This is a genomic window from Cellulomonas sp. KRMCY2 (genome assembly GCF_000526515.1).
Classification (GTDB): Bacteria; Actinomycetota; Actinomycetes; order Actinomycetales; family Cellulomonadaceae; genus Actinotalea.
Map to the genome: position 1 here is coordinate 3,422,341 of NZ_JAGF01000001.1, position 15,848 is coordinate 3,438,188.

A 15,848-nucleotide genomic window follows, 5' to 3' on the forward strand; every position below is an offset into this window, starting at 1 on the left:
GGTGGAAACGGCAGTGCCCGGCCCGGAGCCAACTAGCCTGGTCCGGTGGCAGGTACGAAGGACGACGGCGAGGCGCCGGGCAGTGCGCCGGACGGAGCGGGCCACGACGCCGGTTACCCCACCCACTGGGAGGCCGACGTCGTGCTGCGCGACGGCGGCACCGCCCATGTCCGCCCGATCCGCGCTGACGACGCCGACGCGTTGCAGGCCTTCCACGTCGGCCAGTCCGAACGCTCGACCTACTTCCGCTTCTTCGCGCCGCTGTCGCGCCTGCCCGAGCGCGACCTGGCGCGGTTCACCCACGTCGACCACCACGACCGGGTCGCCCTGGTCGCCGTGGTCAGCTCCGACGAGGGCGAGCGGATCATCGCCGTGGCCCGGTACGACCGGATCGACGGTGCGAGCGCCGAGGTGGCCTTCAACGTCGCCGACGACCACCACGGACGGGGTCTCGGCTCGGTGCTCCTCGAGCACATCGCCGCGGCGGCGCGCGAACGTGGGCTCAGCCGGTTCACGGCCGAGGTCCTTCCGAACAACAGCCAGATGATCGCGGTCTTCCGGGAGGCCGGGTACGTGGTCTCCCAGCACCTCGACGACGGCATCCTGACCGTGTCCTTCGACATCGACCCGACCGAGCGGTCGATCGCCGTCATGGCCGACCGGGAGCAGCGGGCCGAGGCGCGCAGCGTGCACGGCCTGCTCACCCCTGGCTCGGTCCTGGTCCTGACCGACGACCCCGGTCCGGGAGCTGGCTCGGCGGCGTACGGGCAGGTGGAGCGCGAGCTCGCCCAGGTCGTGGCGGCGCACCTGATCGGCGGCGGCGACGCGGCCGTCGAGCGGCCGGTCGTGCACGTGGTGGGCCCGGTGGGACTCGTCGAGGGTGCGCAGACCTGGTCGGACGTCGCACAGGTGCCCGGACCGGTCGACCTCCTCGTCCTGGCCGTCCCGGCCGGCCGGGCGGCGGCCGCCGTCCGGCGCTGCGCGCGGCTGCGGCCGCGGGGCGTCGTCGTGCTGTCCAGCGGGTTCGCCGAGACCGGCCCCGAGGGCCTGGCCCACCAGCACGACCTGCTGCGCAGCGCGCACGCGGCAGGCATGCGCGTGCTCGGCCCGGCGTCCTACGGGCTCTTCCGGCACGGCGTCGACGGGTACCCGACCGTCAACGCCTCGCTCATGGCGGCGGCGCCCCGGCCGGGGCGGCTCGCCCTGTTCTGCCAGTCGGCCCCGCTCGCCGTGGGGCTGCTCGCCTCGGCCCGCCGCCGGGAGCTCGGCCTGTCGACCTTCGTGTCCTCCGGGAACCGGGCCGACGTGTCGGGCAACGACGTCATGCAGTTCTGGGGTGCCGACGAGAGCACCGACGTCGTCGGCCTCTACCTGGAGTCCATCGGCAACCCGCGCAAGTTCGCTCGGGTCGCGAGGCGGCTGGCGTCGGTCAAGCCCGTCGTCGTGCTCACCGCGGGCCGTTCCGGTCACGTCGTACCTGCCGGGCACGCCGTGCGGTCGACGAGGGTCCCGCGGCACGCGCTCGAGGAGATGCTCCGGCAGTCCGGCGTCATCCGGGTGGAGAGCCAGCACCAGCTCCTGGACGTCGCGCAGGTCCTGGTGCACCAGCCCCTGCCGGCCGGACCCCGGGTGAGCGTGCTGGCGGGCTCCGAGCCGCTGGCGGCGCTGGTCGCCGAGGCGGCGACGTCCGCCGGCCTGACGGTCGGGGACCAGCGGGCCATCCTCGCGGGCGGCGGCGATCTCGATGCGGACATCGACCGGCTCGACGACGAGCTCGCCGCGGTGTACGCCGACCCGGGCTGCGACGTCGTCTTCGTGCTCCACGTGCCGACGGTCGGGCAGCCGGACGACCGGGTGGCCGGCGCGGTGGCGCGCGCGGCTGCCGGCTCGGGCCGGACGACGGTGGCCTGCATCCTCGGGCTGAGCGGGATCACCGCGGAGCTCACGGCGGCCGACGCGCACGGCACCGCGTGGACGGTCCCGGCCTACGCCACCCCGGAGGACGGTGTGCTGGCCCTCGCCGCCGCCGTCAGGTACAGCGCCTGGCGGGGGGTCGACCACGGGCAACCGCTCGCGCCGGAGGGGGTCGACCGGGCGCGGGCCCGCCGGCTGGTCGACGCGGCCCTGCACGGGTACCGCGGGGTGCCGGTCCCGCTCGAACCGAGCCAGGTCGCCGAGCTCCTGGCGGCGTACGGGCTGCGGGTCTGGCCGACGGTCGTCGTGCAGGACGACGCCGAGGCGCTCGCGGCGGCGCAGGAGCTCGGCTGGCCGGTCGCGCTCAAGAGCACGGCCGCACGCCTGCGTCACCGGATCGACCTGGGCGGGGTCCGGCTGGACATCGGCGGGCCCGAGGCCCTCGTCGAGGCGATCACGCAGATGCGCGGACACCTCGAGGCGCACGGCGTCGGCGGTCCGTTCGAGGTGCAGCACATGGCCCCCGCCGGTGCGGCCTGCGTGATCCGGTCGAGCGAGGACCCGCGCTTCGGCCCGGTGGTGTCCTTCGGCATGGCCGGCGACGCGGTCGACCTGCTCGGCGACATCAGCCACGGCGTGGCACCGCTGACCGACGTCGACGTCTCGGAGATGGTGCGGTCGGTGCGCGCCGCACCGCGCCTGTTCGGCTACCGCGGCCTGCCTGCCCTGGACGTCGCAGCCCTCGAGGACGTCCTCGGTCGGGTGGCCGTGATGGCGGACGACCTGCCGGAGCTGTCGAGTCTCGAGCTGCACCCGGTCGTCGTCGCCGAGCGCGGGGCGGCGGTGCTCGCAGCCCGGGTCGAGCTCGCCGAGGCGGGTCGGGCGGACAGCGGACGGCGCGTCCTGCCGCAGTAGCGCGGTCAGGGGACGTGCTGCGGCCGGAACGGTGGAAGGATGTGCGGGTGCCTGGAGCGATGACAGACCTGCGCCACAGCCTGCACCACGCGGGCTACTACCCCGAGCTGGTGGGTGACGTCCTCGACGTCGCCCTCGCCGGAGAGGCGGTGGTCGCGCACCTGGTGCACCCCGAGACCACTTTCGACGCCAGCGAGGTACGGCGGCACGTGACAGTTCTCGTGCTGACCAGGACGCGTCTGGTCCTGGCGCACGTGGACGACCACCCCGCGGACAGCGAGCACCCGTCGGCCAGTGCGTCGGCCACCACCGAGTCCGTCCCGCTGACCCACCTGCACACCGTCGCCCTGACGCACGTCGTCCCCGTCCCGGCCAAGCACCGTCCCGGCGCCGTCCCGGCCGAGCTCACCCTTGCGCTGGGTTGGGGCGCGGTGCGTCGGATCGACCTCGAGCCCGCCACCTGCGGTGACCCGGACTGCGACGCCGACCACGGCCTGACCGGCACGAGCTCGCCCGACGACGTCGTCGTGCGGGTGTCCGCGCAGGCGGAGGGCCAGGAGGCCGTCCGCGCCGCGGTCGACTTCGCCCGGGCGCTGTCGGCAGCGAGCGCGGCGGCGCGGTGACCCGCTCGGCATCGTCGGTCGCCGGTTTCACGGCCGCCGGCTTCGTCGCACCCGACCACGGCGGTCTGTGCCTCGACACCGTGCTGCCGGCAGTCGCCGGATCGCTCGGCGTCGTGCTGGACGACGGGCTGGAGTCGCGTGTCGCGCAGCGTCGGCTCGGACTGCCGGATGCGACGCGGGTCTGCGTCGTGCTGGTCGACGGCCTCGGCCACCAGATGCTCACCGAGCGCTCGGGCCACGCGCCCTTCCTGCGGGGTTTGCTGGGCGCGGCGCAGGTGCTGACGGTCGGCTACCCGTCCACCACGACCGCGTCGATGGGTCTGTTCGGCACCGGCCGGGCGGCCGGCCGGACGGGTCTGGCCGGGTACACCGTGCGCAACCCCGCGACCGGAGGTCTGGCGAACCTGGTCTCCTGGGAGGGGGCGGGCCCGCCCGAGCAGTGGCAGCGCGAGCCCAGTGTCTTCGGGCAGATCGCAGCGACCGGTGTGCCGGTCACCTCGGTCGGCCCCGCCAAGTTCGCCGGTTCCGGCCTGACCAGGGCAGCCCTGCGTGGCGCGACCTACCGTGCGGCCGAGCGCCTCGCGGACCGGGTCGACACCGCGCTGTTCGAGCTCTCCGCACCCGGTGTCGTCTACCTGTACTGGGGCGAGGTCGACAAGGTCGGTCACCAGCACGGCTGGCAGTCGCGCGAGTGGGCCGACGCCCTCAACGAGACCGATCGTGAGCTCGGTCGGCTGGCCAGGTCGCTGCCGCGCGGCACCGTCCTGCTCATCACCGCCGACCACGGGATGGTCGATGTCGACCTCCGCCGGCTCGTCGATGTCGCCGGGGTGCCGGCGCTGGCCGCCGACGTGGCGCTGGTGGCGGGGGAGCCGCGTGCCGTGCACGTGCACGCCGCACCTGACCGGTCCGAGGCGGTCCTGACCCGCTGGCGTGCGACCCTCGGCGACGCTGCCGTGGTGGCGAGCGGTGACGAGGCGGTCGAGGCGGGCTGGTTCGGACCCGTCGCCGACCACGTCCGTCCGTTGATCGGCGACGTCGTGGTCGCTGCGACCGGTCGTTCGGGTGTCGTCGACTCACGCACGCAGACGCCCCACTCGTTGCAGCTGCGCGGCATGCACGGATCGTTCACCCCGGGGGAGATGCTCGTGCCCCTGGTGGTCGTGGCCTGAGGGAGGGACCCATGGCAGAGCTCGTGTTCTTCAGCGGGACGATGGACTGCGGCAAGTCGACCCTCGCGCTCCAGCTCGACCACAACCACTCCGCGCGGGGCCGTGGCGGCGTGATCTACACCCGCAACGACCGTGCGGGCACCGACGTGCTGTCCTCACGGCTCGGCCTGCGTCACCCTGCTGTCGAGGTGACCGATGCCACCGACTTCTGGGACGAGGTCGTCGTCCGGCGGACGCACGGCGAGCGGGTGGACTACCTCGTCTGCGACGAGGCGCAGTTCTACTCGGTCGAGCAGGTCGAGCAGCTCGCCCAGCTCGTCGACGAGCTGGGCGTCGACGTCTACGCCTTCGGCATCACCGCGGACTTCCGCACCCGCTTGTTCCCGGGCTCCGCCCGGCTGATCGAGCTCGCCGACCGGGTCGAGGTGCTCCAGGTCCAGTCCCTGTGCTGGTGCGGCGCGCGTGCGACGCACAACGCGCGGACGGTCGGCGGGGAGATGGTCGTGCACGGCGAGCAGGTGGTCGTCGGCGACACGGACGCATCTGCCGAGGTGGGCTACGAGGTGCTCTGCCGGCGTCACCACATGCGTCGCATGACGGTGGCCGTCGCACGTGCCGTGGCGACCACGCCCGACACGCTGCCGTTCGAGGTCGACCGGCGCGACACCCGGCGCTGACGGCGCCGGGACCAGCTCGACGGGACCAGCTCGGCCGGGATCAGGTCGACTGGGAGCAGCTCGGCCGGGACCGGCTCGACCGGGCGCAGGACGGCAGCGGCTACTCCGGCTTCGCGCCGAAGACGATCTCGTCCCAGCTCGGGACGCTCGCCCGTCCCTTGCGGGTCCGGGCGCGTGGTGCCGACACCGTGGACGTCCCGGCGTCGTCCTCGGCGGCCGCCGTGGCACCGAGGGTCGCGACGGCCTGCGGCGTCTCGTCCGACGCGCTCCCGTCGGTCGGCACCGCGTGCAACCGGTCCCGGTGTCCCGCGGGCATCGACAGGACGCGGGCGTCCACCGCGAGGTCGGGCCGTGAGGCCGGTGGGTGGGCGCCGGGGACGGGTGTGGTCACCTCGGGGTTCTCGAAGTCGAAGGCGTGCTGCGGGCCGAAGCCCTCGAAGGCTTCGTCGTCGTCGTCCGCGGCGTCGGCCAGCTGCTGACGCACGCCACGCCGACCGGTCAGGTCGTCGAGCAGCGCCTCGGTCGCCTCGTGCGGCTCGGGCTCGGGCTCGGCGGCGGCTCCGGGCGGACCCGGCAGGTCGACCGAGGCCAGGAGCGGTCGCAGGGCGGCGTCCAGCTCGACGTCGAACACGGCGCTGCGCACCGCGGCCAGGTGCCTGCGCGGGATCGGCTCGTCGGCGATCTCCGTCTCGGACAGCCACCGCGCCTCGTCGTCGACGGCGTGCACGCTGCGGGTCGCGACCTCGTAGCTCCACCGTGCCGATCGCTCGGACCCGCCGATCCCGAAGAGGACCTCGACGGTCCAGGGGGCTGATCCGGTGCGGAAGGCGTCCCAGCGGATGCTTGCGGCGTCCACCCCGCGGGTGGCGAGCCGGTCCGTGACGAGGTCCCCGAGGACCGGCGAGCCGGTCTCGCGGCCGATCCTGGTCGCACGGGCCTGCGCTGCGACGAACTCGCGCTCGGCCAGCACCGGGCCGTCGTAGCGTCGGATGTGCTCGACCGGCATGCCGGAGTCGTCGGCGACGTCCTGCGCGCTCGCACCGGCGCGGATCCGCGCCTGGATCTCGCGGGGCGCCAGGACGCCGGTGAGCTCCGCTCGAACCTGTTCCAGCTGTGGGCGGTCCCGCCGGACGGCGGCACGCAGCGCCTCGTCGATGGGCAGACGGAACCGTTGTCCGTCCGAACCCTCGACGACGACGTGCTCACCATCGTCGTGCAGACCCACCAGCCTGAGCTCGCTCATGACACCTCCTGACGGCCTGGGCACGAGACTGCCACCTGGCGACGCCGGATGCCGGGAGGTGCTCCGGTGTGCCGCGGGCCCGGTCAGGGCAGGATGGCTGCCATGTGCCCTCCCGCAGACGACAGGCCGCTCCCGAACGGCGCCGAGGTGGACCGGCTCGTCGAGCTGGCCGAGCGACTCGCCCGGGGTGCGGGCGACCTGGTCCTGACCGGCCGGCCGGACCAGGTCGAGGTGTCCGGCACGAAGTCGTCCCTGATCGATGTCGTGACCGAGCGGGACCTGGCCTCGGAGGCCTACCTGCGGCGGGAGCTGGCCCGCGAGCGTCCGTACGACGGCGTGCTGGGGGAGGAGGAGGACCCGCTGGTCGGCACGAGCGGCGTGACCTGGGTCCTCGACCCGATCGACGGGACCGTCAACTACCTCTACGGCATCCCCGCGTACGCCGTGAGCGTGGCGGCCGTCGTCGGGACGCCGGACCCCGCGGTCTGGACGGTCGTCGCGGCCTGCGTCCATGCGGTCGCGGACGGACGGACCTGGACGGCGGGCCTCGGCCGGGGCGCGTACCTGGCCGGGCGTCGCCTGGCGGTCAACGTGCCGGTGCCCCTGGACCGGAGCCTGGTGGGCACCGGCTTCGGCTACACGGCCGAGCGGCGCACGTCCCAGGCGCGCGTCGTCGCCCAGGTGCTGCCACGGGTGCGCGACATCCGTCGGATCGGCTCGGCCGCGATGGACCTGTGCATGCTGGCGTCGGGCAACCTCGATGCCTACTACGAGCGGGGTCTGCAGCCCTGGGACCTCGCGGCCGCGTCGCTGGTGGCACGGGAGGCCGGCGCGGTCGTGACGGGTCTGCGAGGCGCTCCCGCCGGCGAGGAGATGACGGTGGCCGGGCCGGCCGTGACGGCCGCGGCGCTCGTCGGGCTGCTCGAGGTGCTCGACGCGGACCGTGACGACGTGAGCGGCGGCGACGCGTCCGCCTGACCCGTCCGCCTGACACGCGCGGCGCGCGGACCGGTCGCTGACGGGTCGATCCGGTGCTCTGGCTGCGCTCCCATCGGCACAGATCGGGCGGGTGTCCGCAACGCAGGTGCGTTCGCGCTCTGGATAGGGCACAATCCCCTCGCCGAAGGGCGCGGGAACAACCAGCGCGCTTCGTGCATTGAGTACGTACCCACGTGCGCGCCTGCGCGCGGCGAGAGCAACGACACGGAGTGTGGATCGCCCGATGGCAACCGATTACGACGCCCCCCGCAAGACCGAGGAAGACCTCAACGAGGACTCGCTGCAGGAGCTGCAGGCGCGGCGGTCCGACAAGAACTCGGGGGTAGTGGACGAGGACGAGACCGAAGCCGCAGAGGGCTTCGAGCTGCCCGGAGCCGACCTGTCCGGCGAGGAGCTGTCCGTCCGCGTGCTGCCGCGCCAGGCGGACGAGTTCACCTGCTCGAGCTGCTTCCTCGTGCACCACCGCAGCCAGCTGGCCAGCGAGAAGAACGGTCAGCCGATCTGCTCGGAGTGCGCGGCCTGAGCGCTGTGCTGCGCGGCGTCCAGCGCCGCGCAGAGCACTGCCGGTCGGCGTGAGGAGACCAGCCAGGTCGGCGTCGGGTCCGCGGGGTCGGTGACCTCCGCCTCCACGGCCTGGGGGATCCACGCGCGCAGACACGCGAACGCTCGAGCGTCGGACCCTGGACCGACGGCGTCGTGCACGCCCTGCTGGTCGAGCACCCGCGCGGGCCCGAGGTCCGCGACCGGGATGTGAGCGCGGCCGGCCCGAAGCTCGCCGCCCCGCACCTCGACCAGCGCGCTGGTCCGCACCGCGATGACAACGCCTGCGACAGCGGTCACCGCGGCGACCACGACGGCGACCGTCGGGTCGACCGGCAGCACGGCGATGAAGGCGAAGGCGGCGAAGCCCAGCACGAAGGCCCAGCCGAGGAGTCCCGGCCACAGCCGTTCGCGGTAGGTGGCCGGCGGCGACACGCGTTCGATGCTCATGCGCCCAGCATCCCAGGTCCCGCGTCGGCCACTAGAGTCGGGCGACGTGGACCAGACCAGCTCCCCGCAGACCGGCACCGGCGGCGCCCCCGGTGCCGACGGCGTCCCGGTGCTCCTGGTGATGCTCGACGACCAGCTCCCGGTACCGCGGTACGCGCACCCGGGGGATGCCGGTGCGGACCTCGTCACGAGTATCGACGTCGACCTTCCGCCGCTGGGCCGGGCGACGGTCCCCACTGGTGTGAGCATCGCCCTGCCGGACGGCTACGCGGCGTTCGTGCACCCCCGGTCAGGGCTTGCGAGCAGGCACGGGGTCACGATCGTCAACGCCCCCGGCACTGTCGACGCCGGCTACCGCGGCGAGATCCAGGTCACGCTCCTGAACACGGACCCCGAGCAGCCCGTCCACCTGCGTCGTGGCGACCGGATCGCTCAGCTCGTCGTCCAGAAGGTCGAGCGTGCGCGCTTCGTGCGGGCCGAACGGCTGCCCGGGTCGCACCGGGGTGACGGCGGCTTCGGGTCGAGCGGCGGGTGGGCATCGGCGCCGGCACCCCGCGACTAGGACGACGCCCGCGTGGCGTCTAGGGTCGTATCGACGAACCGAGCAGTCAGGAGGCAGTGCGCGTGGGTGTGTTCCGGCGAGGCAAGCGATCGACCGAGGATGTCGAGGCTGTCGATCCAGGCACGGCACCGACAGCCGACGACGTCGAGGATTCGGGCACGGCCGGGGACAGCTCCGGCACAGCGCGGGCAGCAGACGACGGTGGCGCGACGGCGAGCCTGCCCAGCCGTGGCCCGTGGGACGTCAGCGAGGTGTCCGAACCAGGCCGGCGGGTGGACCTCGGCGCCCTGTGGTTGCCGGGTCGCGACGGCATGGAGCTGCGGATGGAGATCGAGAAGTCCTCGAAGATCGTCAGCGCTGCTGCGGTGTCGCTGCACGGCTCAGCGCTCCAGATCCAGGTCTTCGCGGCGCCGCGGACCGAGGGCATCTGGGACGAGATCCGGGCCGAGATCGCCGAGTCCGTGACGAAGCAGGGTGGTTCGGTCGACGACCTGCCCGGCCCGTTCGGCCGCGAGCTGCTCGCACGGCTCCCGGTCCGCACCGCGGAGGGCCGCACGGGCCACCGGCCGGCGCGGTTCATCGGCCACGACGGGCCCCGCTGGTTCCTGCGCGGCGTGCTGACCGGTCGCGCGGCGATCGACCCGCAGGCCGCCACGGAGCTCGAGGACCTGTTCGCCGACGTCGTGGTGGTCCGTGGTGGCGAGCCACGCGCTCCGCGGGACCTGCTCCCACTGACGATCCCCGGCAAGCAGGTTCCGGCCGATGCGGTGGCCACCGACTCCGGCGTGCGCGCCTACGACCCGCTGACCCGCGGGCCCGAGATCACCGAGGTGCACTGAATGCGCTCCACGTTGCCGCCGGAGTCCGAACGTCCGGCCACGTCCCGGTTGCGTTCGGTCCTGCACGAGCTGATCGCCTCACGGGCCGAGATCGAGGCGTCGGAGGAGCGCAAGGAGACCCAGCGCAGCGGCTGCACCGCTGTGGGGCAGCTGGTGGACCGCCGCCGCGCCGAGGTGTCGGGTGTGCTGCGCAGCGTGACGCTGCGACCCAGCCAGAACGTCCCGGCGCTCGAGGCCGAGCTCTACGACGGCAGCGGGAGCCTGCACGTCGTGTGGCTCGGTCAGCGCCGCATCGCCGGGATCGAGCCGGGCCGCCGGGCACGACTGGCCGGCCTGGTGTGCGTCCAGGACGGCCGGCCGACGATGTACAACCCACGCTACGAGCTCGCACCCCGACCCGGTGAGTGACCAGGGCGTGAGCGGGCCTGACGCGAGCGAGCGCGGGACGAGCGGGCCCGACGCGAGCGAGCCGGGCCGTGCGCAGGCGCCGGACAGTGCGGAGCCGGCGGCCGGTCGGCCGGCCGGCCCCGGTGATGCGCCGCTGCGTGGGGTCCGCGTGCTGGCAGGGGACGAGTTCTCCTTCGCCGATGCGATCGGCGGTGTCCGCGGCCTGGTCGAGTCGACCCTGCCCGGGCTGGTCTTCGTCGTCGTCTTCGTCCTGATCCATGAGCTCATGCCCGCCCTGGTCGCGTCGGCCGGGGTCGCCGTCGTGGCGGTGGTCGTCCGGCTGGTGCAGCGCACACCGATCACGCAGGCCTTCTCCGGCGTGCTCGGTGTCGGGATCGGCGTCGTGTGGGCGTCGTTGACCGGCGAGGCCGAGAACTTCTATGCCTGGGGGCTGTGGGTCAACGCCGCGTGGTGCGTCGGTGCCGCCGCCTCGATCCTGGCCGGCCGGCCGGCCGTCGGCGTCATCGTCAGCATGCTCCGGTCCGAGCCGATGACCTGGCGTACCGATCCGGATGCCGGGCACCTGCGTCGGCGCTACACCTGGGCCACCTGGCTGTGGGCTGCCCTGTTCGGCGCGCGTCTGGCGGTCCAGGTGCCGATCTACCTGCAGGGCAGCGACGCCGTGGGCTGGCTGGGGACGGCCAAGCTCGTCATGGGCCTGCCCCTGTTCGCGCTGGGCCTGTGGATCACGTGGCTGCTGCTGGGCTCACGAGGAGCTCGTGCAGAGCATCAAGATCTGCATCCGACCCCGCCACGATGAGCAGCTCGTCGCCCACCTCGAGCGTGTCGTCGGGGCTGGGCGGGATCGGCCGCGTGCCGCGGACGATCGCCGCCAGCACGGTGTCCTGAGGCCACACGACCTGCCCGACGCGCACGCCGACCAGGGGTGAGTCCTTCGGCAGGGTCAGCTCCAGGATGTCCGCGCCGGACTGGTGGAACGTGAAGATCTTGACCAGGTCACCGACGGCCACGGCCTCCTCGACCATCGCCGTCATGATCCGCGGCGTCGAGACAGCGACGTCGACACCCCACGCCTCGTCGAACATCCACTCGTTCTTCGGGTTGTTGACCCGCGCGACAGTCCTGGGGACGCCGAACTCCGTCTTGGCGAGCAGCGAGACGACGAGGTTGACCTTGTCGTCCCCGGTGGCCGCGACGATGACGTCGCACTCGTCGACCTTGGCCTGGCGCAACGACGCGAGCTCGCACGCGTCGGCGAGCAGCCAGTCGGCCTCGGCGACCGATGCCACCCGCATGGCGGACGGCTGCTTGTCGATCAGGGTCACCTCGTGGTCGGCGGCGAGGAGCTCGTTCGCGATGGACCGGCCGACCGAGCCGGCACCTGCGATGACGACGCGCATCACTCCACCTCCGGTGGCACACGGGTCAGGATGCGCTCGACCTTGGCCAGGTCGGTCGCCATCACGAGCACGTGCAGGAGGTCGTTCTCCTGCAGCACCGTGACGCCGGTCGGGAGCATCCCGTCGCCGTACCGGGTCAGGAAGGCCACCCGCGCGCCGGTGACGTCCTCGACGGTGCTGAGCGGCCTGCCGATCCACCCCGGGTGGACGTCCATCTGTGCCATCAGGACCTGGCCGGAGGCGTCGCGGTACTCGTCGGTCGCCCCCATCGGCAGCATCCGGCGCAGGACCTGGTCGGCGGTCCACCGGACGGTCGCGACCGTCGGGATGCCGAGCCGCTGGTAGATCTCCGCGCGGTGCGGGTCGTAGATCCGCGCGACGACGTTCGTGACCCCGTAGGTCTCGCGCACCACGCGCGCGGCCAGGATGTTGGAGTTGTCGCCGTCCGAGACGGCCGCGAAGGCGTAGGCGTCCTCGACGCCGGCCTGCACGAGGGTCTGGCGGTCGAACCCGAGGCCGGTGACCCGCTTGCCCTCGAACGTGGCGTCGAGGCGTCGGAAGGCCTCGGGGTTCTGGTCGATCACCGCGACCGAGTGGCCACGGCTCTCGAGCGACTGGGCGAGGGTGGCGCCGACCCGGCCGCAACCCATGATGACGAAGTGCACAAGCGCAGACGCTATACCGTCCGCCGGGCCCGTGACGCCGAGGCCCGTGGTCGGGCCTAGCATTGCTTCTCGTGTCAGACGTCGTGCACGCCGCCAAGCGCCTGCTGCTGGGCCGTCCGGTCCGCAGCGACCGGCTCGGCCACACCCTCCTGCCGAAGCGGATCGCCCTGCCGGTCTTCGCCTCGGACGCACTCTCGTCCGTCGCGTACGCCCCGGACGAGATCTTGCTCACCCTGGCCATCGCAGGCCTCGGAGCCACTGTCATCTCGCCGTGGGTGGGGCTCGCCGTCGTGGTCGTGCTGGTCGTGGTTGTCGCGTCCTACCGGCAGAACGTGCACGCCTACCCGTCCGGTGGTGGCGACTACGAGGTCGCGACCGTCAACCTCGGGCCCAAGGCCGGTCTCTCGGTGGCGAGCGCCCTGCTGGTCGACTACGTGCTGACGGTCGCGGTGTCGATCTCCTCCGGTGCGCAGTACGCCTCCTCGGCGATCCCGGCACTGCGCGGGCACGAGGCCGAGTTCGCCATCGGGCTGGTGCTGATCCTTGCGCTGGCCAACCTGCGGGGGGTCAAGGAGTCCGGCACGGCGTTCGCGATCCCGACGTACCTGTTCATGTTCGCCCTGGGCAGCCTGGCCGTGGTCGGTGCGATCCGCGCGTTGACCGGGACGCTGCCGATGGCCGAGACCGCCGCCCTCGAGGTGCTGCCGGAGGCGGGCTTCGAGCAGGGCCTGGTGGGCCTGGCCGGTGCCTTCCTCGTGCTGCGCGCCTTCGCCTCGGGCAGCGCGGCGCTGACCGGTGTCGAGGCGATCAGCAACGGTGTGCCGGCCTTCCGCAAGCCCAAGAGCAAGAACGCCGCGACGACCCTGCTGCTGCTCGGCACGCTGTCGACGACCTTCATCATGTCGATCCTGCTGCTGGCGCGGGCGACCCACGTGCACTACGTCGAGTTCCCGGCGTCGCAGCTGCTCCGGGACGGCGTACCCGTGGGGGAGGACTACGTCCAGAACCCGGTGATCGTCCAGCTGGCCCGGACGGTGTTCGCCGGTATCACCCCGGTGATCGTCCTGATCGCCGTCGTGACCGGCGTGATCCTGGTGCTCGCCGCCAACACGGCGTTCAACGGGTTCCCCGTGCTCGGCTCGATCCTCGCCCGGGACGGCTACCTGCCGCGTCAGCTGCACACCCGCGGTGACCGGCTGGCCTACTCGAACGGCATCGTCGCGCTCGCCGGCGGTGCGATCGTGCTGATCTGGGCCTTCGACGCGCAGGTGACCCGGCTGATCCAGCTGTACATCGTCGGCGTCTTCGTGTCCTTCACGCTCAGCCAGCTCGGCATGGTCAAGCACTGGAACCTCCTGCTGCGCACCGAGCCGGACGGGCGCGGACGGGATCGGATGAAGCGGGCCCGGATCGTCAACGCGGTCGGCCTCGGGCTGACCGGCACCGTCCTGATCGTCGTCCTGATCACCAAGTTCACCAGGGGCGCCTGGATCGCGGTCCTGGCCATGGGCGTGGTCTTCCTCGTGATGCGGGGCATCCGCGCGCACTACGACGCCGTGCGCGACGAGCTCGCCCTCGGCCCCGAGCCGGCGACGGCTCGCGCGCTGCCCAGCCGGGTCCACGCCATCGTGCTCATCTCGCGCCTGCACAAGCCGGCGATGCGTGCGATCGCCTACGCCCGGGCGTCCCGGCCCTCGGTGCTCGAGGCGGTCACGGTGAGCGTCGACCCGGAGGACGTCGTCGAGCTGCGCAAGCAGTGGGAGGCGCTGGACATGCCGGTCGCGCTCAAGGTGCTCGACTCGCCGTTCCGCGAGATCACCCGGCCGGTGGTCGGGTACGTCAAGTCGATCCGCCGGGAGAGCCCGCGCGACCTGGTCGTCGTGTACGTGCCGGAGTACGTCGTCGGGCACTGGTGGGAGCACCTGCTGCACAACCAGAGCGCGCTGCGGCTCAAGAGCAGGCTGCTGTTCACCCCTGGTGTCGTGGTCGCATCCGTGCCGTGGCAGCTCGAGTCCTCGATCGCGCGCAGCAACCCGCAGGCGTGGTCTGCGCCGTGACGTCCGGCCCCGACGGCGCAGGCGTCCCCAGCCCGGGCGGAACAGCCTCGGACGGAACCGCGTCGGGAACGGAGTCCGCCTTGATCTCGCTCGAGATCGGGCCGGTCGCCCATGGTGGACACTGCGTCGCCCGGCACGAGGGGCGGGTCGTCTTCGTGCGGCACACGCTCCCCGGTGAGCGTGTCCTGGCCCGTCTGACCGACGCGGGGGACGCCGCGAACTTCTGGCGTGCCGAGGCCGTCGAGGTGCTCGAGGCGAGCCCCGACCGGGTCCCGTCCGTCTGGCCGGAGGCCGGTCCCGGTGGCGTCGGTGGCGGGGAGCTCGCGCACGTCGCCCTGCCGGCTCAGCGAGCGTGGAAGGCCGCCGTCGTGGCCGAGCAGCTCGCACGACTCGCCCGCCTGGACCGTGCGGTGGACGTCGAGCCGGCACCGGGGGAGACGGACGGCCTCGGCTGGCGCACCCGGATCGAGCTCGTGGCCGACGCCGAGGGCCGCGCGGGCATGCACCGCCGGCGTTCGCACGACGTCGTCCCGCTCACCAGCATGCCGCTCGCCGTCGAGGGCATCGGGGCCCTGGACCTGTTCACGCGACGCTGGGCACCCGGGGCTCGCCTGACGGCTGTCGGGCCGGTCGGTGGGGATCGTCCGCTCCTGCTCGTCGACGGCCTGCCGTGGACGGAGAAGGGACCGGACAGCGGGCCCAACGCCAGGATCGCGGTCCGCGAGGCGGCAGAGGTCGATGGCCGTCGGCACACCTGGCGGGTCGCTGCCGACGGCTTCTGGCAGGTGCACCGCGCGGCGCCCACCGTGCTCGCCCAGGCTGTGGTCGACGCTGTCGGGCCGCGGACCGGTGCCACGGTCGTCGACCTGTACTCCGGTGCCGGGTTGCTCACGGTGCCGCTCGCGGAGGTGGTGGGCACCGGCGGCCGGGTGGTCGCCGTGGAGGGCGACGCCCGGGCGATCAGGGACGCCCGCCGCAACGTTCACGCCCACCCGCAGGTCGAGCTGCATCTCGGCGCGGTACGTCAGGTCCTGGCGGGCGGTGTGGCCGGCCGGGCCGACGTCGTGGTGCTCGACCCGCCGCGGGTCGGTGCCGGTCGCGGCGTCGTCGAGCAGATCGCCGCCCTGGCACCCGAGCGAGTCGTGTACGTGGCCTGCGACCCGGCTGCGCTCGCGCGCGACCTGGCCTACCTGGCCGGACACGGCTACGCCCTGACCGGGCTGCGGGCGTTCGACCTCTTCCCGATGACGCACCACGTCGAGTGCGTGGCGGTCGTCGACCGGTCCTGAGGCGCGGGGACGGCGCCGTCGGGTACGATGTATCTTGATGTCGAGATATCTCGTGGCAGTCGGACTCGATAGCCTCGGAGACGGTCTCGGACGTC

16 protein-coding genes are annotated in these 15,848 nt (G+C 73.1%); 12 read left to right on the forward strand and 4 right to left on the reverse strand.

The genetic code is table 11. The annotated features are described in order from the left end of the window. Nucleotides 1–45 precede the first annotated feature (45 nt). From K415_RS0116115 to K415_RS0116130, 4 genes are read left to right on the forward strand one after another with little or no spacing between them, the layout of a single operon-like run. Nucleotides 46–2,829: a GNAT family N-acetyltransferase gene (locus K415_RS0116115; protein ID WP_024288074.1), complete on the forward strand. Its 2,784-nt coding sequence runs from the start codon at nucleotides 46–48 to the stop codon at nucleotides 2,827–2,829. Nucleotides 2,830–2,888: 59 nt separating this feature from the next. Then, nucleotides 2,889–3,452: a DUF5998 family protein gene (locus tag K415_RS0116120; protein ID WP_034661349.1), complete on the forward strand. Its 564-nt coding sequence runs from the start codon at nucleotides 2,889–2,891 to the stop codon at nucleotides 3,450–3,452. Continuing rightward, entirely contained in the window at nucleotides 3,449–4,624 is a 1,176-nt protein-coding gene (locus tag K415_RS0116125) for an alkaline phosphatase family protein (RefSeq protein ID WP_024288076.1), read from the forward strand. The genes K415_RS0116120 and K415_RS0116125 overlap by 4 nt, the downstream gene beginning before the upstream one ends. Before the next feature lie 11 nt (nucleotides 4,625–4,635). Beyond that, complete coding sequence (locus K415_RS0116130) at nucleotides 4,636–5,301, forward strand: thymidine kinase (RefSeq protein ID WP_024288077.1); 666 nt, start codon at nucleotides 4,636–4,638, stop codon at nucleotides 5,299–5,301. A 100-nt stretch (nucleotides 5,302–5,401) separates the two neighbouring features. On the opposite strand, the gene sepH is transcribed toward K415_RS0116130, so the two are convergent. Beyond that, nucleotides 5,402–6,544 carry a septation protein SepH gene (gene sepH / locus K415_RS0116135; protein WP_024288078.1) on the reverse strand — a complete coding sequence of 381 codons (1,143 nt, stop codon included), beginning with the start codon at nucleotides 6,542–6,544 and terminating at the stop codon, nucleotides 5,402–5,404. 102 nt (nucleotides 6,545–6,646) lie between these two features. Here sepH and K415_RS0116140 point away from each other — a divergent pair, with 102 nt between their 5' ends. After that, nucleotides 6,647–7,522, forward strand: coding sequence for an inositol monophosphatase family protein (locus K415_RS0116140; RefSeq protein WP_024288079.1), 876 nt, complete (start codon nucleotides 6,647–6,649; stop codon nucleotides 7,520–7,522). Between the two features lie 244 nt (nucleotides 7,523–7,766). Continuing rightward, the gene (locus K415_RS0116145; protein WP_024288080.1) at nucleotides 7,767–8,066 is read left to right on the forward strand and encodes a DUF4193 domain-containing protein; all 300 of its coding nucleotides are present in this window, start codon (nucleotides 7,767–7,769) and stop codon (nucleotides 8,064–8,066) included. Here K415_RS0116145 and K415_RS0116150 read toward each other — a convergent pair. After that, on the reverse strand, nucleotides 8,036–8,533 hold the full coding sequence (locus tag K415_RS0116150; RefSeq protein ID WP_024288081.1) for a DUF3093 domain-containing protein: 498 nt from the start codon (nucleotides 8,531–8,533) through the stop codon (nucleotides 8,036–8,038). The genes K415_RS0116145 and K415_RS0116150 overlap by 31 nt on opposite strands. 121 nt (nucleotides 8,534–8,654) lie before the next feature. Here K415_RS0116150 and dut point away from each other — a divergent pair, with 121 nt between their 5' ends. The 4 genes from dut to K415_RS0116170 all read left to right on the forward strand — a co-directional run bounded on the left by dut (nucleotide 8,655) and on the right by K415_RS0116170 (nucleotide 11,141). Continuing rightward, entirely contained in the window at nucleotides 8,655–9,095 is a 441-nt protein-coding gene (gene dut / locus K415_RS22105; RefSeq protein WP_034663276.1) for a dUTP diphosphatase, read from the forward strand. Between the two features lie 62 nt (nucleotides 9,096–9,157). Next, nucleotides 9,158–9,934 (forward strand): DUF3710 domain-containing protein, encoded by a 777-nt coding sequence (locus K415_RS0116160; RefSeq protein WP_024288083.1) that lies wholly within the window; start codon nucleotides 9,158–9,160, stop codon nucleotides 9,932–9,934. Beyond that, a complete protein-coding gene (locus tag K415_RS0116165; RefSeq protein ID WP_051480612.1) occupies nucleotides 9,935–10,342 on the forward strand; it encodes an OB-fold nucleic acid binding domain-containing protein in 408 nt (135 codons plus the stop codon). It begins immediately after the preceding gene. Between the two features lie 7 nt (nucleotides 10,343–10,349). Continuing rightward, nucleotides 10,350–11,141: a DUF3159 domain-containing protein gene (locus K415_RS0116170; RefSeq protein WP_231494919.1), complete on the forward strand. Its 792-nt coding sequence runs from the start codon at nucleotides 10,350–10,352 to the stop codon at nucleotides 11,139–11,141. On the opposite strand, the gene K415_RS0116175 is transcribed toward K415_RS0116170, so the two are convergent. After that, entirely contained in the window at nucleotides 11,068–11,742 is a 675-nt protein-coding gene (locus K415_RS0116175) for a TrkA family potassium uptake protein (RefSeq protein WP_024288086.1), read from the reverse strand. The genes K415_RS0116170 and K415_RS0116175 overlap by 74 nt on opposite strands. Then, nucleotides 11,742–12,392, reverse strand: a complete 651-nt coding sequence (locus K415_RS0116180) for a TrkA family potassium uptake protein (RefSeq protein WP_024288087.1) — start codon at nucleotides 12,390–12,392, stop codon at nucleotides 11,742–11,744. Before K415_RS0116180 ends, K415_RS0116175 begins: the two co-directional genes overlap by 1 nt. Before the next feature lie 86 nt (nucleotides 12,393–12,478). Between K415_RS0116180 and K415_RS0116185 the strand changes: the two genes are divergently transcribed. Both K415_RS0116185 and K415_RS0116190 read left to right on the forward strand, forming a co-directional pair. After that, entirely contained in the window at nucleotides 12,479–14,464 is a 1,986-nt protein-coding gene (locus K415_RS0116185; RefSeq protein WP_024288088.1) for an APC family permease, read from the forward strand. 80 nt (nucleotides 14,465–14,544) lie between these two features. After that, nucleotides 14,545–15,753: a class I SAM-dependent RNA methyltransferase gene (locus K415_RS0116190; RefSeq protein WP_029663953.1), complete on the forward strand. Its 1,209-nt coding sequence runs from the start codon at nucleotides 14,545–14,547 to the stop codon at nucleotides 15,751–15,753. The last annotated feature ends 95 nt before the right edge of the window (nucleotides 15,754–15,848 follow it).

Excerpts from the sequence above, each read along its gene's own strand:
- K415_RS0116150 (WP_024288081.1), bottom strand. The coding sequence starts at position 8,533 with ATGAGCATCGAACGCGTGTCGCCGCCGGCCACCTACCGCGAACGGCTG.
- dut (WP_034663276.1), top strand. The coding sequence starts at position 8,655 with ATGCTCGACGACCAGCTCCCGGTACCGCGGTACGCGCACCCGGGGGAT.
- K415_RS0116175 (WP_024288086.1), bottom strand. The coding sequence starts at position 11,742 with ATGCGCGTCGTCATCGCAGGTGCCGGCTCGGTCGGCCGGTCCATCGCG.
- K415_RS0116180 (WP_024288087.1), bottom strand. The coding sequence starts at position 12,392 with ATGGGTTGCGGCCGGGTCGGCGCCACCCTCGCCCAGTCGCTCGAGAGC.
- K415_RS0116145 (WP_024288080.1), top strand. The coding sequence starts at position 7,767 with ATGGCAACCGATTACGACGCCCCCCGCAAGACCGAGGAAGACCTCAAC.
- sepH (WP_024288078.1), bottom strand. The coding sequence starts at position 6,544 with ATGAGCGAGCTCAGGCTGGTGGGTCTGCACGACGATGGTGAGCACGTC.
- K415_RS0116130 (WP_024288077.1), top strand. The coding sequence starts at position 4,636 with ATGGCAGAGCTCGTGTTCTTCAGCGGGACGATGGACTGCGGCAAGTCG.
- K415_RS0116165 (WP_051480612.1), top strand. The coding sequence starts at position 9,935 with ATGCGCTCCACGTTGCCGCCGGAGTCCGAACGTCCGGCCACGTCCCGG.
- K415_RS0116120 (WP_034661349.1), top strand. The coding sequence starts at position 2,889 with ATGACAGACCTGCGCCACAGCCTGCACCACGCGGGCTACTACCCCGAG.
- K415_RS0116140 (WP_024288079.1), top strand. The coding sequence starts at position 6,647 with ATGTGCCCTCCCGCAGACGACAGGCCGCTCCCGAACGGCGCCGAGGTG.